This is a genomic window from Azospirillum halopraeferens DSM 3675 (assembly GCF_000429625.1).
Classification (GTDB): domain Bacteria; phylum Pseudomonadota; class Alphaproteobacteria; order Azospirillales; family Azospirillaceae; genus Azospirillum; species Azospirillum halopraeferens.
Window position 1 is genome coordinate 314,945 of record NZ_AUCF01000006.1, and the last position, 18,201, is coordinate 333,145.

General features: G+C 70.7%; 15 protein-coding genes and 3 tRNA genes. 9 read left to right on the plus strand and 9 right to left on the minus strand.

Translation table 11 applies throughout. The features are described 5' to 3' along the window. Window positions 1–8: 8 nt before the first annotated feature. Window positions 9–1,160 (plus strand): succinylglutamate desuccinylase/aspartoacylase family protein, encoded by a 1,152-nt coding sequence (locus tag G472_RS0109345; RefSeq protein ID WP_029008182.1) that lies wholly within the window; start codon window positions 9–11, stop codon window positions 1,158–1,160. A 28-nt stretch (window positions 1,161–1,188) separates the two neighbouring features. Here the strand turns inward: G472_RS0109345 and G472_RS0109350 are convergent, their stop codons facing one another. After that, window positions 1,189–2,493 carry a solute carrier family 23 protein gene (locus tag G472_RS0109350; RefSeq protein WP_029008183.1) on the minus strand — a complete coding sequence of 435 codons (1,305 nt, stop codon included), beginning with the start codon at window positions 2,491–2,493 and terminating at the stop codon, window positions 1,189–1,191. Between the two features lie 146 nt (window positions 2,494–2,639). On the opposite strand from G472_RS0109350, the gene G472_RS0109355 reads away from it, so the two are divergent. Next, window positions 2,640–3,125 (plus strand): YchJ family protein, encoded by a 486-nt coding sequence (locus G472_RS0109355; protein ID WP_029008184.1) that lies wholly within the window; start codon window positions 2,640–2,642, stop codon window positions 3,123–3,125. A gap of 294 nt (window positions 3,126–3,419) precedes the next feature. Here G472_RS0109355 and G472_RS40530 read toward each other — a convergent pair whose 3' ends face one another. Both G472_RS40530 and G472_RS32150 read right to left on the minus strand, forming a co-directional pair. Further along, the gene (locus tag G472_RS40530) at window positions 3,420–3,554 is read right to left on the minus strand and encodes a hypothetical protein (protein WP_281173328.1); all 135 of its coding nucleotides are present in this window, start codon (window positions 3,552–3,554) and stop codon (window positions 3,420–3,422) included. A gap of 125 nt (window positions 3,555–3,679) precedes the next feature. Beyond that, a complete protein-coding gene (locus tag G472_RS32150) occupies window positions 3,680–3,970 on the minus strand; it encodes a YkgJ family cysteine cluster protein (protein ID WP_035691676.1) in 291 nt (96 codons plus the stop codon). Between the two features lie 219 nt (window positions 3,971–4,189). On the opposite strand from G472_RS32150, the gene G472_RS40535 reads away from it, so the two are divergent. Next, window positions 4,190–4,780, plus strand: coding sequence for a cold-shock protein (locus G472_RS40535; RefSeq protein WP_029008185.1), 591 nt, complete (start codon window positions 4,190–4,192; stop codon window positions 4,778–4,780). A gap of 105 nt (window positions 4,781–4,885) precedes the next feature. On the opposite strand, the gene G472_RS0109380 is transcribed toward G472_RS40535, so the two are convergent. Then, window positions 4,886–5,236, minus strand: a complete 351-nt coding sequence (locus G472_RS0109380; protein WP_029008186.1) for a DUF5368 domain-containing protein — start codon at window positions 5,234–5,236, stop codon at window positions 4,886–4,888. Window positions 5,237–5,250: 14 nt separating this feature from the next. Continuing rightward, on the minus strand, window positions 5,251–6,600 hold the full coding sequence (locus G472_RS0109385; protein ID WP_029008187.1) for an NAD(P)/FAD-dependent oxidoreductase: 1,350 nt from the start codon (window positions 6,598–6,600) through the stop codon (window positions 5,251–5,253). Window positions 6,601–7,019: 419 nt separating this feature from the next. On the opposite strand from G472_RS0109385, the gene G472_RS32155 reads away from it, so the two are divergent. The 4 genes from G472_RS32155 (at window position 7,020) to G472_RS0109405 (ending at window position 12,434) form a co-directional block, all read left to right on the plus strand. After that, window positions 7,020–7,559 carry a TRAP transporter small permease subunit gene (locus tag G472_RS32155; RefSeq protein WP_035691678.1) on the plus strand — a complete coding sequence of 180 codons (540 nt, stop codon included), beginning with the start codon at window positions 7,020–7,022 and terminating at the stop codon, window positions 7,557–7,559. Continuing rightward, window positions 7,556–8,878, plus strand: coding sequence for a TRAP transporter large permease (locus tag G472_RS0109395; protein ID WP_029008188.1), 1,323 nt, complete (start codon window positions 7,556–7,558; stop codon window positions 8,876–8,878). The genes G472_RS32155 and G472_RS0109395 overlap by 4 nt, the downstream gene beginning before the upstream one ends. A gap of 30 nt (window positions 8,879–8,908) precedes the next feature. Beyond that, window positions 8,909–9,961 carry a TRAP transporter substrate-binding protein gene (locus tag G472_RS0109400; RefSeq protein WP_029008189.1) on the plus strand — a complete coding sequence of 351 codons (1,053 nt, stop codon included), beginning with the start codon at window positions 8,909–8,911 and terminating at the stop codon, window positions 9,959–9,961. A gap of 121 nt (window positions 9,962–10,082) precedes the next feature. Further along, entirely contained in the window at window positions 10,083–12,434 is a 2,352-nt protein-coding gene (locus G472_RS0109405; protein ID WP_051340611.1) for a tetratricopeptide repeat protein, read from the plus strand. Between the two features lie 210 nt (window positions 12,435–12,644). On the opposite strand, the gene G472_RS0109415 is transcribed toward G472_RS0109405, so the two are convergent. The 3 genes from G472_RS0109415 to G472_RS0109425 all read right to left on the minus strand — a co-directional run bounded on the left by G472_RS0109415 (window position 12,645) and on the right by G472_RS0109425 (window position 12,938). Further along, window positions 12,645–12,721 (minus strand) — tRNA-Arg (locus G472_RS0109415). A gap of 52 nt (window positions 12,722–12,773) precedes the next feature. Further along, window positions 12,774–12,848 (minus strand) — tRNA-Gly (locus G472_RS0109420). A 3-nt stretch (window positions 12,849–12,851) separates the two neighbouring features. After that, window positions 12,852–12,938: transfer RNA gene (locus G472_RS0109425), tRNA-Leu, on the minus strand. Between the two features lie 397 nt (window positions 12,939–13,335). Here G472_RS0109425 and G472_RS32160 point away from each other — a divergent pair. Then, window positions 13,336–14,463: an SDR family oxidoreductase gene (locus G472_RS32160; protein WP_029009340.1), complete on the plus strand. Its 1,128-nt coding sequence runs from the start codon at window positions 13,336–13,338 to the stop codon at window positions 14,461–14,463. Window positions 14,464–14,466: 3 nt separating this feature from the next. Here G472_RS32160 and G472_RS0109435 read toward each other — a convergent pair whose 3' ends face one another. Beyond that, complete coding sequence (locus G472_RS0109435) at window positions 14,467–15,348, minus strand: LysR substrate-binding domain-containing protein (protein WP_029008191.1); 882 nt, start codon at window positions 15,346–15,348, stop codon at window positions 14,467–14,469. 390 nt (window positions 15,349–15,738) lie between these two features. Between G472_RS0109435 and amt the strand changes: the two genes are divergently transcribed. Further along, entirely contained in the window at window positions 15,739–18,177 is a 2,439-nt protein-coding gene (gene amt / locus G472_RS36935; RefSeq protein ID WP_051340612.1) for an ammonium transporter, read from the plus strand. Window positions 18,178–18,201 lie beyond the last annotated feature (24 nt).

An 18,201-nucleotide genomic window follows, 5' to 3' on the forward strand; every position in this document is an offset into this window, starting at 1 on the left:
CGACGACGATGGCACACAGGGTCGAGGAACTGGCGCTGGCGGGGACGCGGACGGGAACGCGGCGGTATCTGACGGTGCACCGCTTCGGCACGCCCGGCGCACGCCCCAAGGCCTATGTGCAGGCGGGGCTGCACGCCGACGAGATCCCCGGCATGCTGGTGGCCCATCACCTGATCGGCGCCCTGGCGGCGGCGGACGCGGCGGGCACCCTGCGGGGCGAGGTGGTGGTGGTGCCGGTCGCCAACCCCGGGGGGCTGGCGCAGGTGGTGGCGGGGGTGCCGGTCGGGCGCTACGCCCTGGACCGGGACGGCAACTTCAACCGCGGCTTCGCCGATCTGGCCGATGCCGCGGAGGCCGGGGTGCGCGGCCGGCTGGGTTCCGACGCCGAATCCAACGTCGCGCTGATCCGCGAGGCGCTGCGCGCCGCCCACGCCGGGCGCACGCCCCGTGGGGACGCCACGGAGGTCGAGACCCAACGCCACGCGCTCCTGGGGCTGGCGCTGGACGCCGACCTGGTGTTCGACCTGCACTGCGACATGGAGGCGGTGGTCCACCTCTACACCGGCGATGCCCTGTGGCCGGATGCCGCCGACCTCGCCGCGGAACTGGGGGCGGAGGCGGTGCTGCTGGCCCGCGACTCCGGCGGCGGACCCTTTGACGAAGCCTGTTCGTCGCCGTGGTGGACACTGGCGGAGCGGCTGGCCGATGAGGGGCCGGTGCCGCCCGCCTGTCTGGCCGCGACGGTGGAACTGCGCGGCAAGGCCGACGTGGACGATCCCATCGCCGCCGCCGACGCGGCGGCGCTGATGCGGGTGCTGATGCGCCGCGGCGTGGTGGCCGGCGACCCCGGCCCGCTGCCGGCCCTGCGCTGCGCCGCCACGCCGCTGGGTGGGCTCGACCGCGTGCTGGCGCCGGCGGCGGGCGTGGTGAGCTTGCGCAAGCGCCCGGGCGACCGGGTGGCGGCCGGTGAGGCGGTGGCCGACATCATCGACCCCGCCGCCACCGATCCCGCGCGGGCGCGCACCACCCTGGTGGCGCGCACCGCCGGCATTCTCATGGCCCGCACCAACCTGCGATTCGCCGGCCCCGGCGACCTGATCGCCTCCATCGCCGGGGCGGAGGTGCTGGACGCCCGCGGGCACGGGCTGCTGTTCGACTGACGGCACCGGCGGGCGCCGGAGGTACCGGTCAGCCGTGGCTGGCCAGCACCGTTTCCACGTCGCCGCCGGACCCGCGGCCGGGCAGCACCGCGTTGAGGATCACGCCGATGATCGCCGACAGGGCCATGGCGGAGATGGCGAAGCCATCGGCGAAGCGCAGCTCGGCCCCGCCGATGCCGATCACCAGGATGGTCGAGGCGATCAGCAGGTTGCGCTTGTTGCCCAGATCCACCTTGCCCTCGATCAGCGTGCGGATGCCCGACGAGGCGATGACGCCGAACAGCGCGATGGAGACACCGCCCATCACCGCCGTCGGGATGGTCTGCAGGAAGGCGCTGAGAACGCCCACGAAGCCCAGCACGATGGCGCAGAGCGCCGCTCCGGCAATGACCCAGACGCTGAACACGCGGGTGATGGCCATGACGCCGATGTTCTCGCCGTAGGTGGTGTTGGGCGGCCCGCCTGCCAGCGCCGCCAGGCTGGTGGCCAGGCCGTCGCCCAGCAAGGTGCGGTGCAGGCCGGGCTTGGCCAGGAAGTTGCGGCCCACCACGCGGCTCAGCACGATCTGGTCGCCGATGTGCTCGGCCATGGTGACCAGGGCGACGGGGGCCACGATCAGGATCACCGCCAGGGCCGACGCGCCCTCCGTCATGCCCGAGAACAGCGGTGCGAAGTCGGGCACGCGCAGCAGCGGCGCCTCCAGCACCGGGGTGAAGTCGACCAGCCCGACCAGCGCCGCCGCGATGTAGCCGGTCAGGATGCCCAGCAGGATCGGCACCACCGTGAAGAAGCCGCGCAGCACCAGCGAATAGACGAAGATGGCGCCCAGGGTGAACAGGGCCACCAGGAACTGCACCAGGCTGTAGGGACCGCCGGCGGCGGTGCCCGACGCCATCTTCACGGCGATGCCGGCAAGGCCCAGGCCGATGACCACGATCACCGGCCCCACCACCACCGGCGGCAGCAGGTTGAGCAGCCAGCGCACCCCGAACATCCGGATCAGCGCCGCCACCACCAGATAGACGAGGCCCGCGACGAACGCCCCGAGCATGGCCCCGCCGGGCCCGCCGACCGCCGCCGCGGCGACGATCGGCCCGATGAAGGCGAAGGAGGAGCCGAGATAGGCCGGCACCCGGAAGCCGGTGCAGGCGAGATAGAGCAGAGTGCCGGCGCCGCTGGTCACCAGCGCCACCGCCGGACTGAGCCCGGTGAGGATGGGCACCAGCACCGTCGCACCGAACATGGCGAAGAGATGCTGGACGCTGAGCAGCAGGAAGGTTCCCGGTGCCGGACGCTCGTGCACGTCCAGCACCCGATCCCGGGCGGCGGTCATGGTGGTCTCCCTGTTCGCTGGGCGGTCTTCGGTGTGCAGAAGCGGTACCCGCTTCCGCCCGGCGCGTCAAACGCCGCGCTCGGGGTTGGCCGCCGCCCCTGCGTTGCGCTATGCAGACGCATCCATCATGAAGGGTCCTTGCATCCATGACCGACTGCCCCTGCGGTTCCGGCCGCGCCGCGGACGCCTGCTGCGGCCCCTACCTCGCCGGGACGGCGCACGCACCGACGGCGGAAGCCCTGATGCGTTCGCGCTATTCGGCCTTCGCCACCGGCAACATCGACTATCTGGAAAGCACCCTGCTGCCGGAAACCCGCGCCGATTTCGACCGCGCGCAGATCGCCGAGTGGGCGCAGAACAGCGAGTGGACCGGCCTGGAGGTGCGCTCGGTCGACGCCGGCGGCGAAACCGATTCGGAAGGGGTGGTCGAGTTCGTCGCCCGTTTCCGCATGCAGGGCAAGGACTACGTCCACCACGAGACCGGCCGCTTCGCCCGCCGCGATGACCGCTGGTGGTACGTGGACGGCGTCATGGGCCAGCGCCCGCGCAGCGCCCCCAAGGTCGGCCGCAACGAGCCCTGCCCCTGCGGCAGCGGCAAGAAATACAAGAAGTGCTGCGGCGCTGCGGCCTGACCCGCCGCACCGCCCGCCGGACGGTCTCGCCGGGCGGTGCCGGCGTCAGCCGTCCGCAGCGGCGAGCATGGCGCTCATCCGCCGGCGGAAGCGGGCGAACGATGGGTTGATGCTCGCGCGGTCGAGATCGAACATCTTCGCCATCCGGTGCCGGTAGGTGATGGGGTCGTAACCGCCGGGCATGCGGGCGCCCGGCCAGCCATTGGCATCACGGATCCGATCGGATTGGGCGGGAGCGTCAAGGTCGGCCGGCAGGCCGAAATGGCCGCGAAGTCCGGACAGCCCTGCGATGAATCAGGTTTCGAACCCCCGAACGGCGAGAACGAGGACATACTCGACATCGTCGCGCACCTGCTTGGCTTGACCGAGCAGGCGCGGCCCGATCTGCGCCGGGCAGCCGTCATCACAGTCGAGCAGGATCAACACCATACCGCTGTTCTGTGCGGCTTTCGCCGGTTGCGGATCGCGACCTGGCGAATGAACGGAGGCTTCATCGGCTTGGAGGTGGCTCGAAGCCGGGGCGGCCCGGAGGATAGCCGTCCCGCACCGTTCCGTCACCCCTCGAACCCGAAATGGCGCCGCACGGCGCGGCAGGCGTCGCTGCCGGCGGTGAACTCGCGGCAGACCAGGGGGCGGTCCTCGTAGACCCGGCAGAAGACCGACGATCCCGGCGTGCCCACCAGCGCGGCGCAGCGGTCGCCGTCGCAGCGCATGCGCCCGTCCTCCACCAGATAGGACGGAATGCCGTCGCCGTCGCCCGGACCGATGAAGGCCGGCCATTCCCATGAATAGGTGCAGCAGGCCCCGCAGGCCTCGCAGTCGGGACTCGAGTCGTCGTCGGTCATCGCAGGCCGCTGGTGGTGATCAGAGGGCGCACCGCTAAATCTGGTGGGCCGGTCGGAGCCCCGCCGCCCCCCGGCGGCGCGGCGGGCCCGTCCGCCCCCATTTGCTGCCGTCCATTTGGACAGGTCAAGAAATAGCGGTTGCGTCCGGGCTCGTTTACAGGCATCGTTTGCTTGGCTTCCCATATCGGGTAGCAACGTTTGCGTTTTCATGGAACCTCGATGTACGATCGTGCGCCGCGCGGCGGCTTCCGCGCCTCCGCCCCCGAAATCACCCAGCGCAACATCACGGCAACGGTGAAGTGGTACAACCCCGACAAGGGGTTCGGCTTCGTCACCCCGGAGGACGGATCGCCCGACGCCTTCCTGCACGCGTCCGCCGTCCAGTTCTCCGGCCATGACTCGCTGCCCGAAGGAACGACGGTCGTGTGCGACCTGTCCCGCGGCCCGAAGGGCCCGCAGGTGGCGGCGCTCCATTCCGTCGACACCTCCACGGCGACGGGCGACCGTCCCCGCGGCGGTTCGCGCGGCGGCTCGTCCTACGGCGGCGGCGGCGGCGGTTCGCGCCGCGGCGGCTGGGACGATGCCGGCAGCAGCTCCGGCGGCGAGGTCGTCGACGGCACCGTGAAGTGGTTCAACGCCACCAAGGGCTTCGGCTTCATCGCTCCGGACAGCGGCGGCAAGGACGTGTTCGTCCACGCCAAGGCCATCGAGCGGTCGGGCCTCAGCGGTCTGTCGGACGGTGAGCGCGTGCGCATCACCGTGCGCCAGGGCATGAAGGGCCCGGAGGCGGAGCGCGTCGAACTCGCCTGATCCGGGCGGCACGACGGCAGGAATCAGGGGCGGCTTCGGCCGCCCCTTTTTCATGTCCGGATCTTGTCCTGTTCGGGGGGCGGCCCGCGCCGCCCCCGTCTATGGTCACGCGTCGGCGCGCCAGGACACGAGTCCCTGGATGGCGTAGGCGAGGATGGTGGTGCCCACCATGCCCACGCCCCAGATGATGCCGATCAGCAGCCAGTCCACCGGGCCGCCGGCGTCGGTGAAGCCCGACAGGGTGACCAGCGCCATGATGCCGAGCGCGGCGAAGCCGCCCAGCACGCCAACCACCTCGGCGCGGATGAGGCGGCGGCTGACGATGCGGCGCTCGTGCAGCAGCACGGCCGCAAAGGCGACCAAGCCGACCAGGGCAAGCCCCACGAGCAGCCACAGCAGCGGGCCCATCATCTCCAGAAACACCGCCACGAAGACGGTGGGGTCGAGGTCCTTCATCGTCGTCGTCTCCCTCAGGCGTTGCCGCGCAGCATGGCAAGGTAGGTGGGCTTCAGCGCGATCGTCTTCATGACCCAGGTCACCCACAGCTCCTCCAGCGGCGCGATCACGCCGGGGAAGGAGGGGGTGAGATTGTTGTCGTAGTCGAACTCCACCAGCATCGCCCGGCCGAGCTGTGTGATCAGCGGGCAGGAGGTGTAGCCGTTGTAGACGCTCGTGGCGACGCGTCCCTCGATCGAGGCGACCAGGTGGTCGACGGCCACCGGGACCTGCCACTTCACGCTGGCCGCGGTCTTGCCCTTGGGCACGCCGGCGATGTCGCCGACGCCGAAGACGTTGGGATAGCGGACGTGGCGCAGGGAATCCTTGCTCACCTCCATCCACCCGTCGCCGGACCACACACCCTCCTGCCAGCGCAGCGGGCTGTTGCGCACGGCGGCAGGGGCGCGCATGGGCGGCACCACGTTGACGAAGTCGTAGCCGATCTCCACCGGGCCATTGGGGGTGGCGTAGGTGGCGACCTTGCGGCCGGGGTCGATGGCGGTCATGACGTGGTCGTAGGCCACCTTGACGCCACGGTCGCGGAACAGCATCCGCACCTTTTCCGACACGATGGGGACGCTGAACAGGGTCTTGTTCTGCGCCGCGTAGATCAGCTCCGACTTGCCGCGGGTGCCGTGGCGGCGCAGGTAATCGTCGGTGATGAAGGTGTACTTCAGCGGCGCGCCGGCGCACTTCATCTCGGTGGCGGGGCGGCCGAACAGGCCGACGCCGCCGCGCTCGGAGAAGCGGGTCATCTCCTTCCAGGTCGCCTCGGCGGCAGCCGGGCCGGCGTAGATGCTTCCCAGGCCGTTCTTGCCGATCAGCGCCGTGTCCATGCCGTCGATGGACGCGTAGTCCAGGTGCAGGCCGGTCGCCACGATCAGATAGTCATAGGCGATGCGCTTGCCCGTGTCGGTGACCACCGCGTTGGCGTCGGGGTCGAATTCCGCCACCTGCTCTTCGACCAGCGTGACGCCGGCGGGCACGTACTGCGCCGTGGTGGACACCACATAGCCGTGCGGCTTCAAACCGCCGGCCACCAGCGTGAAGCCCGGCTGGTAGAAATGCTCCTTGCGGCGGTCGATCAGGGTGATCGTGGCGCCGTCCAGACGCGCCGCCAGACGCGACGCCGCCGTCAGCCCGGCGGCACCGGCACCGGCGATGACGATGCGCGCCCCGGTCTTCACCTTGGGAGCGTTCGGGGCGGGCTCGGCAGCCAGCGCCGGCGCGGCCATGAGCATGGCCCCGGCCCCCGACAGCCGGAACAGCGTGCGACGGTCGACCGTGGGGTCAAGCCCACCGGGGGAGAACGGTGTCTTCATCCTTGCATTTCCTCGTCCATGCTCGACGGCACACCGCCCCGCAGACCCGGCGGATGCCGCCCGTTTATTTAGCCAACGCTTATATGAGAATCGTTACACATTAGCATTGACAAATATCAATGCGCAGCGCGTCGGGAGCGACGACGCGCCCGCAAGCGGCCGGGGTCTCCGATCCGGATGTCCCGGCGGGAAGCACCGCTTGACGGTCTCCGGATTTCCCGGCATCCTTTATTGCAGAGCAAACCGAAAGACGACCGGACGCCTGCTCAAATGATGGGCGTATGACCGGTGGAGCAGCGTCCGGATCTCGCCTCCGGATAGAGTTTGACGTCTCATTGGATGTTTGAACGGACTCCGGCTTGGAGTCCTCATGCACGATCGTCTCCGGCCGTCATTGCAACGGAGCGCACGCTCCCACCATGCCGAAAGCACTCGTCGCGTACGTCCGCTTCACGAACCGGATCAGCCGTTGGGTCGGTTACGTGGTCATGTACTCCATCTTTGCCATGATGGGGGTTCTGCTCTACGCCACCTATGCCAAGGCGTTCCTGATCCCGCCGATCTGGGCGCTGGAGGTGTCGCAGTTCATGATGGTGGCCTATTTCCTGCTGGGGGGCGCCTATTCCCTGCTGATGAACGCCCATGTGCGCATGGACCTTCTATACGGCACCTGGCAGCCGCGCACGCGCCTGCTGGTCGATGCGGTCACCGCGGTGTTCCTGATCGCCTTCCTGGTCATGCTGCTGTTCGGCGGGGTCTCCAGCACCCTCTACGCGCTGGAGTACGGGGAGCGCAGCTACTCCGCCTGGCGGCCCGCCATGGCCCCGATCAAGATCGTCATGTGCGTCGGCATCCTGCTGACGCTCATGCAGGCGGTGGCGATCCTGATCATGGACGTCGCCCGCCTGAGGGGGCTGGAGATCGACGACGGCCTGCCGGCCGGGGATCCTCCCACATGAGCTACGAGATGATCGCGCTGCTGATGTTCGCCTCGATGATGGCGATGCTCATCAGCGGCCAGCGGGTCTTCGCGGTGATCGGCTTCGTGGCGGTGGCCGCGAGCCTGCTGCTGTGGGGCGACGGCGGGTCCCAGTTGGGATTCAGCGCGGCCATGAAGCTGATGAAGTGGTATCCGCTGCTGACGCTGCCCCTGTTCGTCTACATGGGCTACATGCTGTCGGAATCCGGCATCGCGGAAGACCTCTACCGGATGTTCCACGTGTGGATGGGGTCGCTGGGCGGCGGGCTGGCCATCGGCACCATCCTTCTCATGGTGGTGATTTCCGCCATCAACGGGCTCAGTGTGGCCGGCATGGCCATCGGCGCCACCATCGCCCTGCCGGAGCTGCTGCGCCGCGGCTACGACAAGATCATGATCACCGGCGTCATCCAGGCGGGCAGTTCGCTGGGCATCCTGGTGCCGCCCAGTGTCGTCCTGGTGCTCTACGGCATGATCGCCCGCCAGCCGGTGGGTGCCCTGTGGCTGGCCGGCGTGGTGCCCGGCCTGCTGATGGCCGGGCTGTTCATCCTGTACGTGGTGGTGCGCTGCCGCCTGCAGCCGAACCTGGGGCCGCCGCTGCCGGCCGGGGAGCGGAGCATGCCGCTGGCCGACAAGCTGCGCCTGCTCAGCGCCGGCATCCTGCCCCTGGCCATCTTCCTGGCGATGACCGGCCTGTTCCTGATGGGCTTCACCAGCCTGGTGGAAAGCTCCGCCGTGGGCGCGCTCGCCGCGACGCTGGCGGCGGCGGTCAAGCGGCGGCTGACGCTGCGCGTCATCCACGCCACCGTCACCAAGACCCTGCTGATCACCTGCATGTTCATGTGGATCATCCTGGCCGCCCTGTGCTTCGGCGCCGTCTTCGACGGGCTGGGGGCGGTGAAGGCGATCGAGGGGTTCTTCATCGGCGATCTGGGTCTCGGTCCCTGGGAACTGCTGATCCTGATGCAGCTCACCTACCTGGTGATGGGGACGTTCCTGGACGACACGGCCATGCTGGTGATCGTCGCGCCGCTGTTCGTGCCGCTTGTGGGCGCGCTGGGGTTCGACCTCGTGTGGTACGGGGTGCTCTACACCATCACCTGCCAGATCGCCTACATCACGCCGCCGTTCGGCTACAACCTGTTCCTGATGCGTGCCATGGCGCCGCCGCAGATCGCCCTGGCCGACATCTACAGGTCGGTGGTGCCGTTCGTCGCGGTGATGGTGCTCGCCCTGGCGCTGGTCACCGCCTTTCCCGATCTGGCCCTGTGGCTGCCCGGCCAGGTCTACGGCCGATAACCCAACCATCCACCGAGGAGGGAGACCCGCATGCGCAACCGACGCGACCTCTTGAAGACCGCCGGGGCCGCCGCGGCGGCGGCCGGCACCGCCGCCCTGGCGGCACCGGCCGTCCACGCGCAGAAGGCCCCCATCAAGTGGCGCCTGCAGACCTACGCCGGCCCGGCGCTGGCCGAGCACGTGATCAAGCCCTCCATCGACGCCTTCAACAAGGCGGCCAACGGCGAGATGGTCATCGACCTCTATTACGCCGACCAGCTCGTGCCGACGGGCGAGCTGTTCCGCGCCATGCAGCAGGGCGTCATCGACGCGGTGCAGAGCGACGACGATTCCATCTCCGCCCCCGTCGACGTGGCGGTGTTCGGCGGCTACTTCCCCTTCGCCACCCGCTACAGCCTCGACGTCCCGACCCTGTTCCACACCTATGGCCTGAAGGAGATCTGGGAAGAGGCGTACGCCGAGGTGAAGGGCGTCACCTGGCTGTCGGCCGGCGCCTGGGACCCCTGCAACTTCGCCACCAAGCAGCCCATCAACTCCCTGGCCGACCTCAGGGGCAAGCGCGTCTTCACCTTCCCCACCGCCGGACGCTTCCTGGCGCGCTTCGGCGTGGTTCCCGTCACCCTGCCGTGGGAGGACGTGCAGGTCGCGGTGCAGACCGGCGAGCTGGACGGCATCGCCTGGTCCGGCATCACCGAGGACTACACGGTCGGCTGGGCCGACGTGTGCAACTATTTCCTCACCAACAACATCTCCGGCGCCTGGTGCGGCTCGTACTTCGCCAACACCGAGAAATGGAACGCGGTGCCGGAGCATCTGAAGACGCTGTTCCGCCTGTGCATCGACAGCTCCCACTACTACCGCCTGCACTGGTACTGGGGTGGCGAGGCGCGCCTGCGGGTGAGCGGCACCAAGATGAAGCTGACCACCATCCCCGACGCGGAATGGAAGACGGTGGAGGACGAGGCCCACAAATTCTGGGACGAGATCGCCGCCGAAAGCCCGCGGCGCAAGCGCGTGGTGGAGATCCTGCGCAAATACGCCGAAGACATGAAGAACGCCGGCCCGCCCTACCGCTACGCGTAAGGCTCCGCGCCGGCGTTCCGGCTATGCGGACGCCGGCGGCCGGTCTATCGTGCACCGCCCCCGCACGACAGACCACCGGTTGCCATGGTCCCGACTCCCCACCCCCGCCCGGAACGAGACCATGGCCGGAATCGGTGAGGCGCTGCTGGCCGCGCTCGATCTGCTGGAGGCCGGCCGGCTCGGCGAGGCCGAGGCCCTGTGCGGGCGCATCCTCGACGCCGACCCGGCACAGCCCGACGCCTGGCACCTCGCCGGCATCGCCGCGGCGCGCGACGGCCGGCCCGAAGCCGCCTGCGACCGCTTCGCCGCGGCCATCCGCCTGGCGCCCGAGCGCACGGACCTGCGCCTGAACCACGCGGCGGCGCTGGCCGCCCTGTCCCGGCCGCGCGTTCCGGCCCTGCGCCGCGTGCTGGCGCTGGAACCGAACCGCCCCGACGTCTGGCACGCCCTGGCCGAAGCCGCCGCGCGGGAGGAGGGGCCGGGCGCCGCGGTCACTCCCTGGGCCGCGCTGGCCGGGCTGGAGCCCGCTTCGGCGGGGGTGCGCTACAACCTGGGCGTCACCCTGCACGCGGCGGGGCGGACGGCGGACGCCATCGACGCCTACAGCGATGCGGTGCGGCGCGATCCCGGCCTGACGGAGGCGCATTTCAACCGCGCCAACGCGCTGCGCGACCTGGGGCGTCCCGGCCGTGCCGCCGCCGCCTACCGGGCCGCCCTCGCCGCCGATCCGGCCAACGCCGCGGCCGCGCGCAACCTCGGCCTGCTGCTGCTGCCCGCCGACCCCGCGGCGGCGGCGGCGGCGTTCGGCATGGCCGCCGGGATGACTCCCGACCGGCCCGCCGCGGCGCTGGACCACGCGGCGGCGCTGATCGCCGCGGAGCGGCCGGGGCCGGCGCTGGCGGTGCTCGACGCCGCCCTGGCCGGCAACCCGACCCTGGCGGAGGGGCACAACGGCCGCGCGCTGGCCCTGCGCGCCCTGGGGCGCGACGGCGATGCCGGCGCCGCGCTGGCCCGCGCGCTGGCGGCCGATCCGGAACTGGCGGAGGCGTGGATCAACCGTGCCCAGGCTCTGCGCGACCGCGGCCGGCCGGGCGCCGCGGCGACGGCCGCCCGCCGGGCACTGCGCCTGCGCCCGGGGTCCGTCGCGGCGCTGGGCGTGCTGGCGCAGGCCCGTCACGACGCCGGCCGGCCGGAGGAGGCGGTGGCCCTGCTGCGCCGGGCCATGGCGATCACCCCCGCCCTGCCCCGCGAACGCCACGCCGACGCCCTGCTGTTCCTTCAGAGCGTCCCCGACGCCGATCCGGGCGCCGTGCTGGCGGAGCACCGCCGCTGGGCCCGCCTGCACGCGCCGCCGCCGCTGCCCGCCCCACGCTCCCGGTGGGTGCCGGGCCGGCCGCTGCGCGTCGGCTACCTCTCGGCGGATTTCTGCAGCCACTCGGTGGCCAGCTTCTTCGAACCGCTGCTGGAGGCCCATGACCGCGGCGCCGTCCACCCCGTGTGCTACAGCGCCGTGCGCCGGCCGGACGCCACCACGGCGCGCCTGCGGGCACACGCCGCCGGCTGGCGGGATGTGGCGGGGCTGGGGGACGCGGCCCTGGCCGACCTGATCCGCGCCGACGCCATCGACGTTCTGGTCGACCTGGGCGGCCACACCGGCGGCAGCCGGCTGGCGGTGCTGGCCCGGCGCCCGGCCGCCGTCTGCCTGACCGCCATCGGCTATCCCGGCACCACCGGCCTGCCCCTCGACGGCCGCCTCACCGATCCCGTCATCGAGCCGCCGGGGGCCGAGGCGTGGAGTTCCGAACCGCTGATCCGGCTGCCCGGCGGCTTCCTCTGCTACCGCCCGCCCGACGGTGCCCCGGAACCGCGCGCGGCGCGGCCGGAGGGGCCGATCGTGTTCGGCTCCTTCAACGCGTTGGGCAAGCTCACTCCGGCGGTGGTGGCGGTGTGGGCCGCCATCCTGGCGGACGTGCCGGGCTCACGCCTGATGCTGAAGAGCCGCGCCCTCGGCGATCCCGCCGTCATTGCCGATCTGCGGGCACGGTTCGCGGCCGCGGGCGTGGCCGCCGACCGCCTGGACCCGGTGGCCTGGACGCCCGACCGGGCGGCCCACCTGGCCCTCTATGAGCGCATCGACGTGGGCCTCGACCCCTTCCCCTACACCGGCACCACGACCACCTGCGAAGCCCTGTGGATGGGGGTGCCCGTCGTGACCCTCGCCGGTGACCGCCACGCCGCGCGGGTCGGCGCCGCCCTGCTCACCCGCGTCGGCCTGCCCGACCTGGTGGCGACCGACCCGGAGGGCTACCGGCGCACCGCCGTGGCGCTGGCCGCCGACACGGGACGGCTGGCGGACCTGCGCACGGAGCTGCGCACGCGCCTGCGCCACGGCCCCCTCGGCGACGCCCGCGCCCTGGCCGCGGCGGTGGAGGCGGCATACCGGGCGCTGCTCGCCGATCCCCGGAGGCCATGAGCCGGAGGTGATGGAGCGGACGTGGGTCGAATTCTCTTCGTTGATCGCCGGGAAAGTCTGTACGGGCGGGCTGGATGCCTGATTGGAGACCCTGGTGGACGAGTCCTTTGCCGTGGTCCTGCCGAACGTCGACGAATTCGACCTGGCGAGCATGTTTCCTGCCAGCCGGCGCATCCGAACATGAGGTCGATCGTGTATCGAGAGAGAGAATGGCGCGCCCGAAAGGATTCGAACCTCTGACCCCCAGATTCGTAGTCTGGTGCTCTATCCAGCTGAGCTACGGGCGCGCGGTGCCGGTGGTTAGGCGGCGTCCGGTGGCTTGGTAAGGGCCGCCGGTAATGGAGCGGACGAAGGGATTCGAACCCTCGACCCCAACCTTGGCAAGGTTGTGCTCTACCCCTGAGCTACGTCCGCACATGGTGCGCTTGGAGGGACTCGAACCCCCACGGCCTTGCAGCCACTAGGACCTGAACCTAGCGCGTCTACCAATTCCGCCACAAGCGCATCAGAACCTTAGGTTTTTCAAGAACCGTCCCGGCCATCGCCGGGAGGCCGCTCATATGCCCGTTCCGCCGGATGCCGTCAAGAGGCTTTTGCAGCGGAAACGTCACACTCCGCACCCGGCCGGGATGCCCATGAAAAACGCCGCACCGGTGCGGCCGGCGCACCGATGCGGCGTTCGAATGTCCAGACAGTCGCCAATGATGGAGGCAAGCGAATCGTCCGGGTACCGTGATCTAAATGTGGGTCGGCGGACGCCCCGTTCAAGGGCGGGAAACGCACGCGCCAAGTCGCAACCGATCGGGGAACGCCGGAGCGGTACCCCTGTTCTCAGCGGAACGTGCGGCCGATACAGGCCGCGGTCTGCCAACCTCCCCCGCAGAACCCCATGAGGACTCCCATGCGCGTGCACCTCAAGCCGATCGAGGACCAGGTCATCGTCATCACCGGCGCCAGCAGCGGCATCGGACTCGTCACCGCGCGCATGGCCGCCCGGCGCGGCGCGCAGGTCATGCTGGCCGCCCGCGACGGTGCCATCCTGGCGGAACTCGCGGAGGAGATTCGCCGCGACGGCGGGACCGCCACCCATTGCGCGGTGGACGTGGGCGATGAAGAGGACGTGCGCCGGCTGGCGCGGACCGCGATCGAGACCTTCGGTCGCATCGATACCTGGGTGAACAACGCCGGTGTCTCCATCTACGGCCGCATCGAGGAGATCCCGGTCGCCGAAGCGCGGCGGCTGTTCGACACCGACTATTGGGGCGTCGTCCACGGCTCGCTGGCTGCCCTGCCCCATCTGCGGGCGCACGGCGGTTCCCTGATCAACGTCGGCAGCGTGGTGTCCATTCGTGCCATCCCGCTCCAGGGCCACTATGCCGCCGCCAAGCACGCGGTGAAGGGCTTCACCGACGCCCTGCGCATGGAACTGGAGGCGGAGGACGCCGGTGTATCCGTCACCCTCATCAAGCCCACCGCCACCGACACCCTGTTCGAGGAGCACGGGCGCAACCATTTCGGCACCCAGCCGATGAACCCGCCGCCACTCTACGCGCCCGAGACCGTGGCCGCGGCCATCCTGCACGCCGCGCAGACGCCCGTGCGCGACCTGGTCGTCGGCGGGGCGGGGAAGATGTTCCAGTTGGCCGAGACCTTCGCGCCGCGCCTGACCGACCGCATCATGTCCCGCTACCTCACGCGCTATCAGCGTTCCGGCGGCGCGGAGCGCCACCCCGGGGACAGCCTGTGGGCGCCGTCCGGCAACGGGCGCGAACGCGCCGGCCTGCACGGCTACGTGCGCGGCACCAGCCTTTACACGCAGGCGGAGATGCACCCCTGGGCCACCGTCGCCCTGTTCGCCGGGCTGGGCGCCATCGCCGCGGCGGCGTTCACCGGCACCCTGCCCCGCCCCGGACGGCCCGCCCCGGCGCGCGGCGCGTACCGCCGGGTGACCGCGGCGCAAGAGTTTGGCCACGGGGCCAAGCCGGCCGGGCAGGCGGCGACCGAGGACGCGGTCACCTTCGTGCGCTGACGCTCAGCCGAACGGCTCCACCTCCTGCCGGATGACGGCGGCGATGGCGTCCAGCGCCCTGCTCCTCGGAAAGGTGGCGCGGCTGACCAGCCGCACGGTGCGCGAGGCTGTGCCCGCCAGGGGCCGCAACACCACGCCGCGCCCGCGCATGGCACCGGCCGCCAGGCCGGGGATCAGGGTGGTGCCGTAGCCGGCGGCCACCATGTTGACCAGCGTCTCCAGGCTGGCCGCGCGCAGCGCCGCGGTGTCGTTCGCGGCCCCGCTGCACGCGGCCAGAGCCTGGTCGCGCAGGCAGTGCCCGTCGGCCAGCACCATGAGGTCGGCGGCCAGATCCGACTCGGCAATCCGGTCGCGCCCGGACAGCGGGTGCCCTTCCGGCAGGGCCGCCAGGAACGGCTCGGTGAACAGGGAGCGCTCCGCCATGTCGCCGTCGGGCGCGTCCGTGGCGATGAGGGCGGCGTCCAGCTTGCGGGTGCGCAGGCGCTCCAGCAGGCTGTCGGTCACGTCCTCCCACAGCTCGATGGTCAGCGCCGGACAGGCGCGGCGCAGCGGGCGGAAGATCAGCGGCATCAGATACGGTCCCAGGGTCGGGATGACCCCGAGCTTCAACGCCCCCACCAGCGGGTCACGGGCGGCCCGCGCCTCCGCCTCCAGCGCATCGGCGGCGGCGACGGCACGGGCGGCGTGGTCCAGGATGCGCTCGCCGATCTCGGTCGGCACGACCCATTTGTTGGTTCGCTCGAACAGGGTGACACCCAGCCAGTCCTCCAGCTTGCGGACTTGGCCGGACAGGGTGGGCTGGCTGACGTGGCACGCCTCGGCCGCCTTGCCGAAATGCCGGTGCTCGGCGATTGCCAGCAGATAACGCAGATCGCGCAGGTTCATCGCACCCTCTCCCGGGGCTCCATGGGTGGCGCCATTGTCCCCCTCCCGATACGGGTTGGGGAAGAGGCTGCGCACGCACGGCCGCCCGCCACCATGGACAGGAATCGTGCAGGCATTTTAAGCATCACGCTCAACAGATAGGCAGAACCCGTCAATGCAGACATAGTATTCGAACAATACGCCCAAAACCGGCGCATTGACGCCCTTGTGTTGCTTATGTTACAGCCGCCGGATCATTGTAAACGTAAGATTTGCAACACGGCACGGCAACGTTCCGAAGCAGGGTCGGCCGATATGGATATGGGCGCTCCAATGCTGCGCTGCACAAGTTTGTCGGAACGACCGTTCCACCGCCGTCGGATGTCCGGGTGGAGACTTGCCGTCCCGGCGATGACCCTGACCCTGTGCACCGCGACACCCGCGTTTTCCCGGACAGAGGAGCTTCTGGCCCGTCTGGAGGCGGTGGAGAAGGTGCAGGCCAACCTGAACTTCGTCTGGGTGATGGCCGCTGCGGCGCTGGTCATGTTCATGCAGGTGGGTTTCCTGCTGCTCGAAGCCGGGCTGGTGCGCTCCAAGAACTCGATCAACGTGGCCCAGAAAAACCTGGTCGACTTCGTTGCCGCCGTCACCATCTTCGGCGTGTTCGGCTTCGCCGTCATGTTCGGGACCAGCGCCGGCGGGGTGGTCGGCTGGAACACCAACATGCTGGCGTTCAATCATTCCAACGACTGGGACTATGCCTTCTTCATCTTCCAGCTCGTCTTTTGCGGCACCGCCGCCACCATCGTCTCCGGGGCGGTGGCGGAGCGCATGCGCTTCACCAGCTATCTCTGGGCCACGGTCTTCGTCTCCGGCCTCATCTACCCCGTGTTCGGCCACTGGGCGTGGGGCAGCGCGCTGATCGAGGACAACCCCGCCTGGCTCGCCTCGGAGGGGTTCATCGACTTCGCCGGCTCCACCGTCGTCCACTCCGTCGGCGGCTGGGTGGCGCTGGCGGCGGTGATCGTCCTGGGACCGCGCATCGGGCGCTTCACGCCCGAAGGCCGGTCCGTCCCCATCCAGGGGCACAGCCCGGTGCTCGCCACCTCCGGGGCGCTGATCCTGTGGGTGGGCTGGATCGGCTTCAACGGCGGCTCCACCCTGGCCGGCACGCCCCAGTTCGCGCACATCGTCTTCAACACCATCGTGTCGGGCGCCGTCGGCGGCGTGGTCGGCATGATCATCGGCCGGCTCATGGACGGGCTGTGGCGGGTCGACCGGGTGATCAACGGCGTGCTGGGCGGGCTGGTCGCCATCACCGCGGGATGCGACGCGGTGGGCACCGCCGGCGCCCTGTTCATCGGCGCCTCCGCCGGTATGGTCGTGCTGGCGGCGGGCGAGGCGATGGAGCGGCTGCTGAAGCTGGACGACGCCGTCGGCGCCGTGCCCGTCCACGGTGTGTGCGGCGCCTGGGGCACGCTGATGACCGCCTTCTTCGCCATGCCCGACAAAATGCCGGCCGGCGACGTCTGGTCGCAGTTCCTGGTGCAGGCGGAGGGGGTGACCGCCGCCTTCGTCTGGGCGTTCGGCCTGTCGCTGATCTTCTTCAAGCTGCTGAACGCCGGCCTCGGCGGCGGTATGCGGGTGTCGCGCGAGCACGAGTTGCTGGGCCTCAACGAGGCGGAGCACGGCGCCACGCTGGGCACCGGCACCCTGCTGGCCAACATGCTGGCCCTGTCGCGCGGCGGCGCCGATCTCAAGGTCCGCCTGGATGAGGGGTCGGGGGACGAGGCCGCGGACCTGGCCTTCGCCTACAACCGCCTGATCGACAACATCGAACACATCGTCGGCGGCGTCGCCGAGGGCGCGCGCGACCTGTCCGCGGCGGCGCACGACCTGGCCCTGCTGTCGGACGAGCTGGCGGCGCAGGCCCGCGACACCACCGCCAAGGCCGGCACGGTGTCCGACAAAGCCGGGGCGGTGTGCGGCAGCCTGGACCGCATGACCGGCGCGGTCCGCACGGTGGACGAGCACGCCGCCCGCATTGACCGCGCCGCCGCCGTCATGGCCGAGCACATGGGCGGCGCCACCGCCGACACCGGCCGCATCACCGCCCGCATCGCCGCCATCGAAGATGGCATGGTGGCGGCACGGCGGGTGGTGGACAGCGCCATGGACCATGCCGGCAAGGCCGGCCGGACGGTCGACGACCTGGGCCGCGCCGCCGGCGCCATCGGCGACGTGCTGCGCCTGATCCGTGAGATCGCCGAGCAGACCAACCTTCTGGCGCTGAACGCCACCATCGAGGCGGCGCGCGCCGGCGAGGCCGGCAAAGGCTTCGTGGTCGTCGCATCGGAGGTCAAGGGTCTGGCCGGCCAAACCGCCCGGGCGGTTGAGGACATCGAGCACAAGATCGCCGCCATCCAGCAGGAGGCCGGCGATGCCGTTGCGGTCATCCGCGCCATCACCGGCGTGGTCGACAGCCTCGGCACGGCGGTGCGCGACGTGGGCGACGCGGTGGCGGAGCAGGCCGAGGCGGCACGCCAGGTCACCGCCGGTATCGGCGCCGCCCATGCCGAGGCGGAGGCCGTCGCCGCCGGCATCGGCGGCGTCGCCACGGCGGCCCGCGATGCACTGGGCGTCGCCGAGGGTGCCGCGCAGGAAAGCCACCACGTGGCGGCCGAGACCGTCGCCATGCGCTCCGCCGCGGAAGCCACCGATGCCCGCGCCGCCCGACTCGCCGCCACCGCCGCAAGCATCGGGGACATTGCCCGGCGGCTGCGCGGGCTGATGGGGACGATCGGCGGAAGCGAAACCGGCGCCGGCCGACTGCCGGCGGCCGCTCAATGACCTGAAGAGGAACGAAGGGAGGGC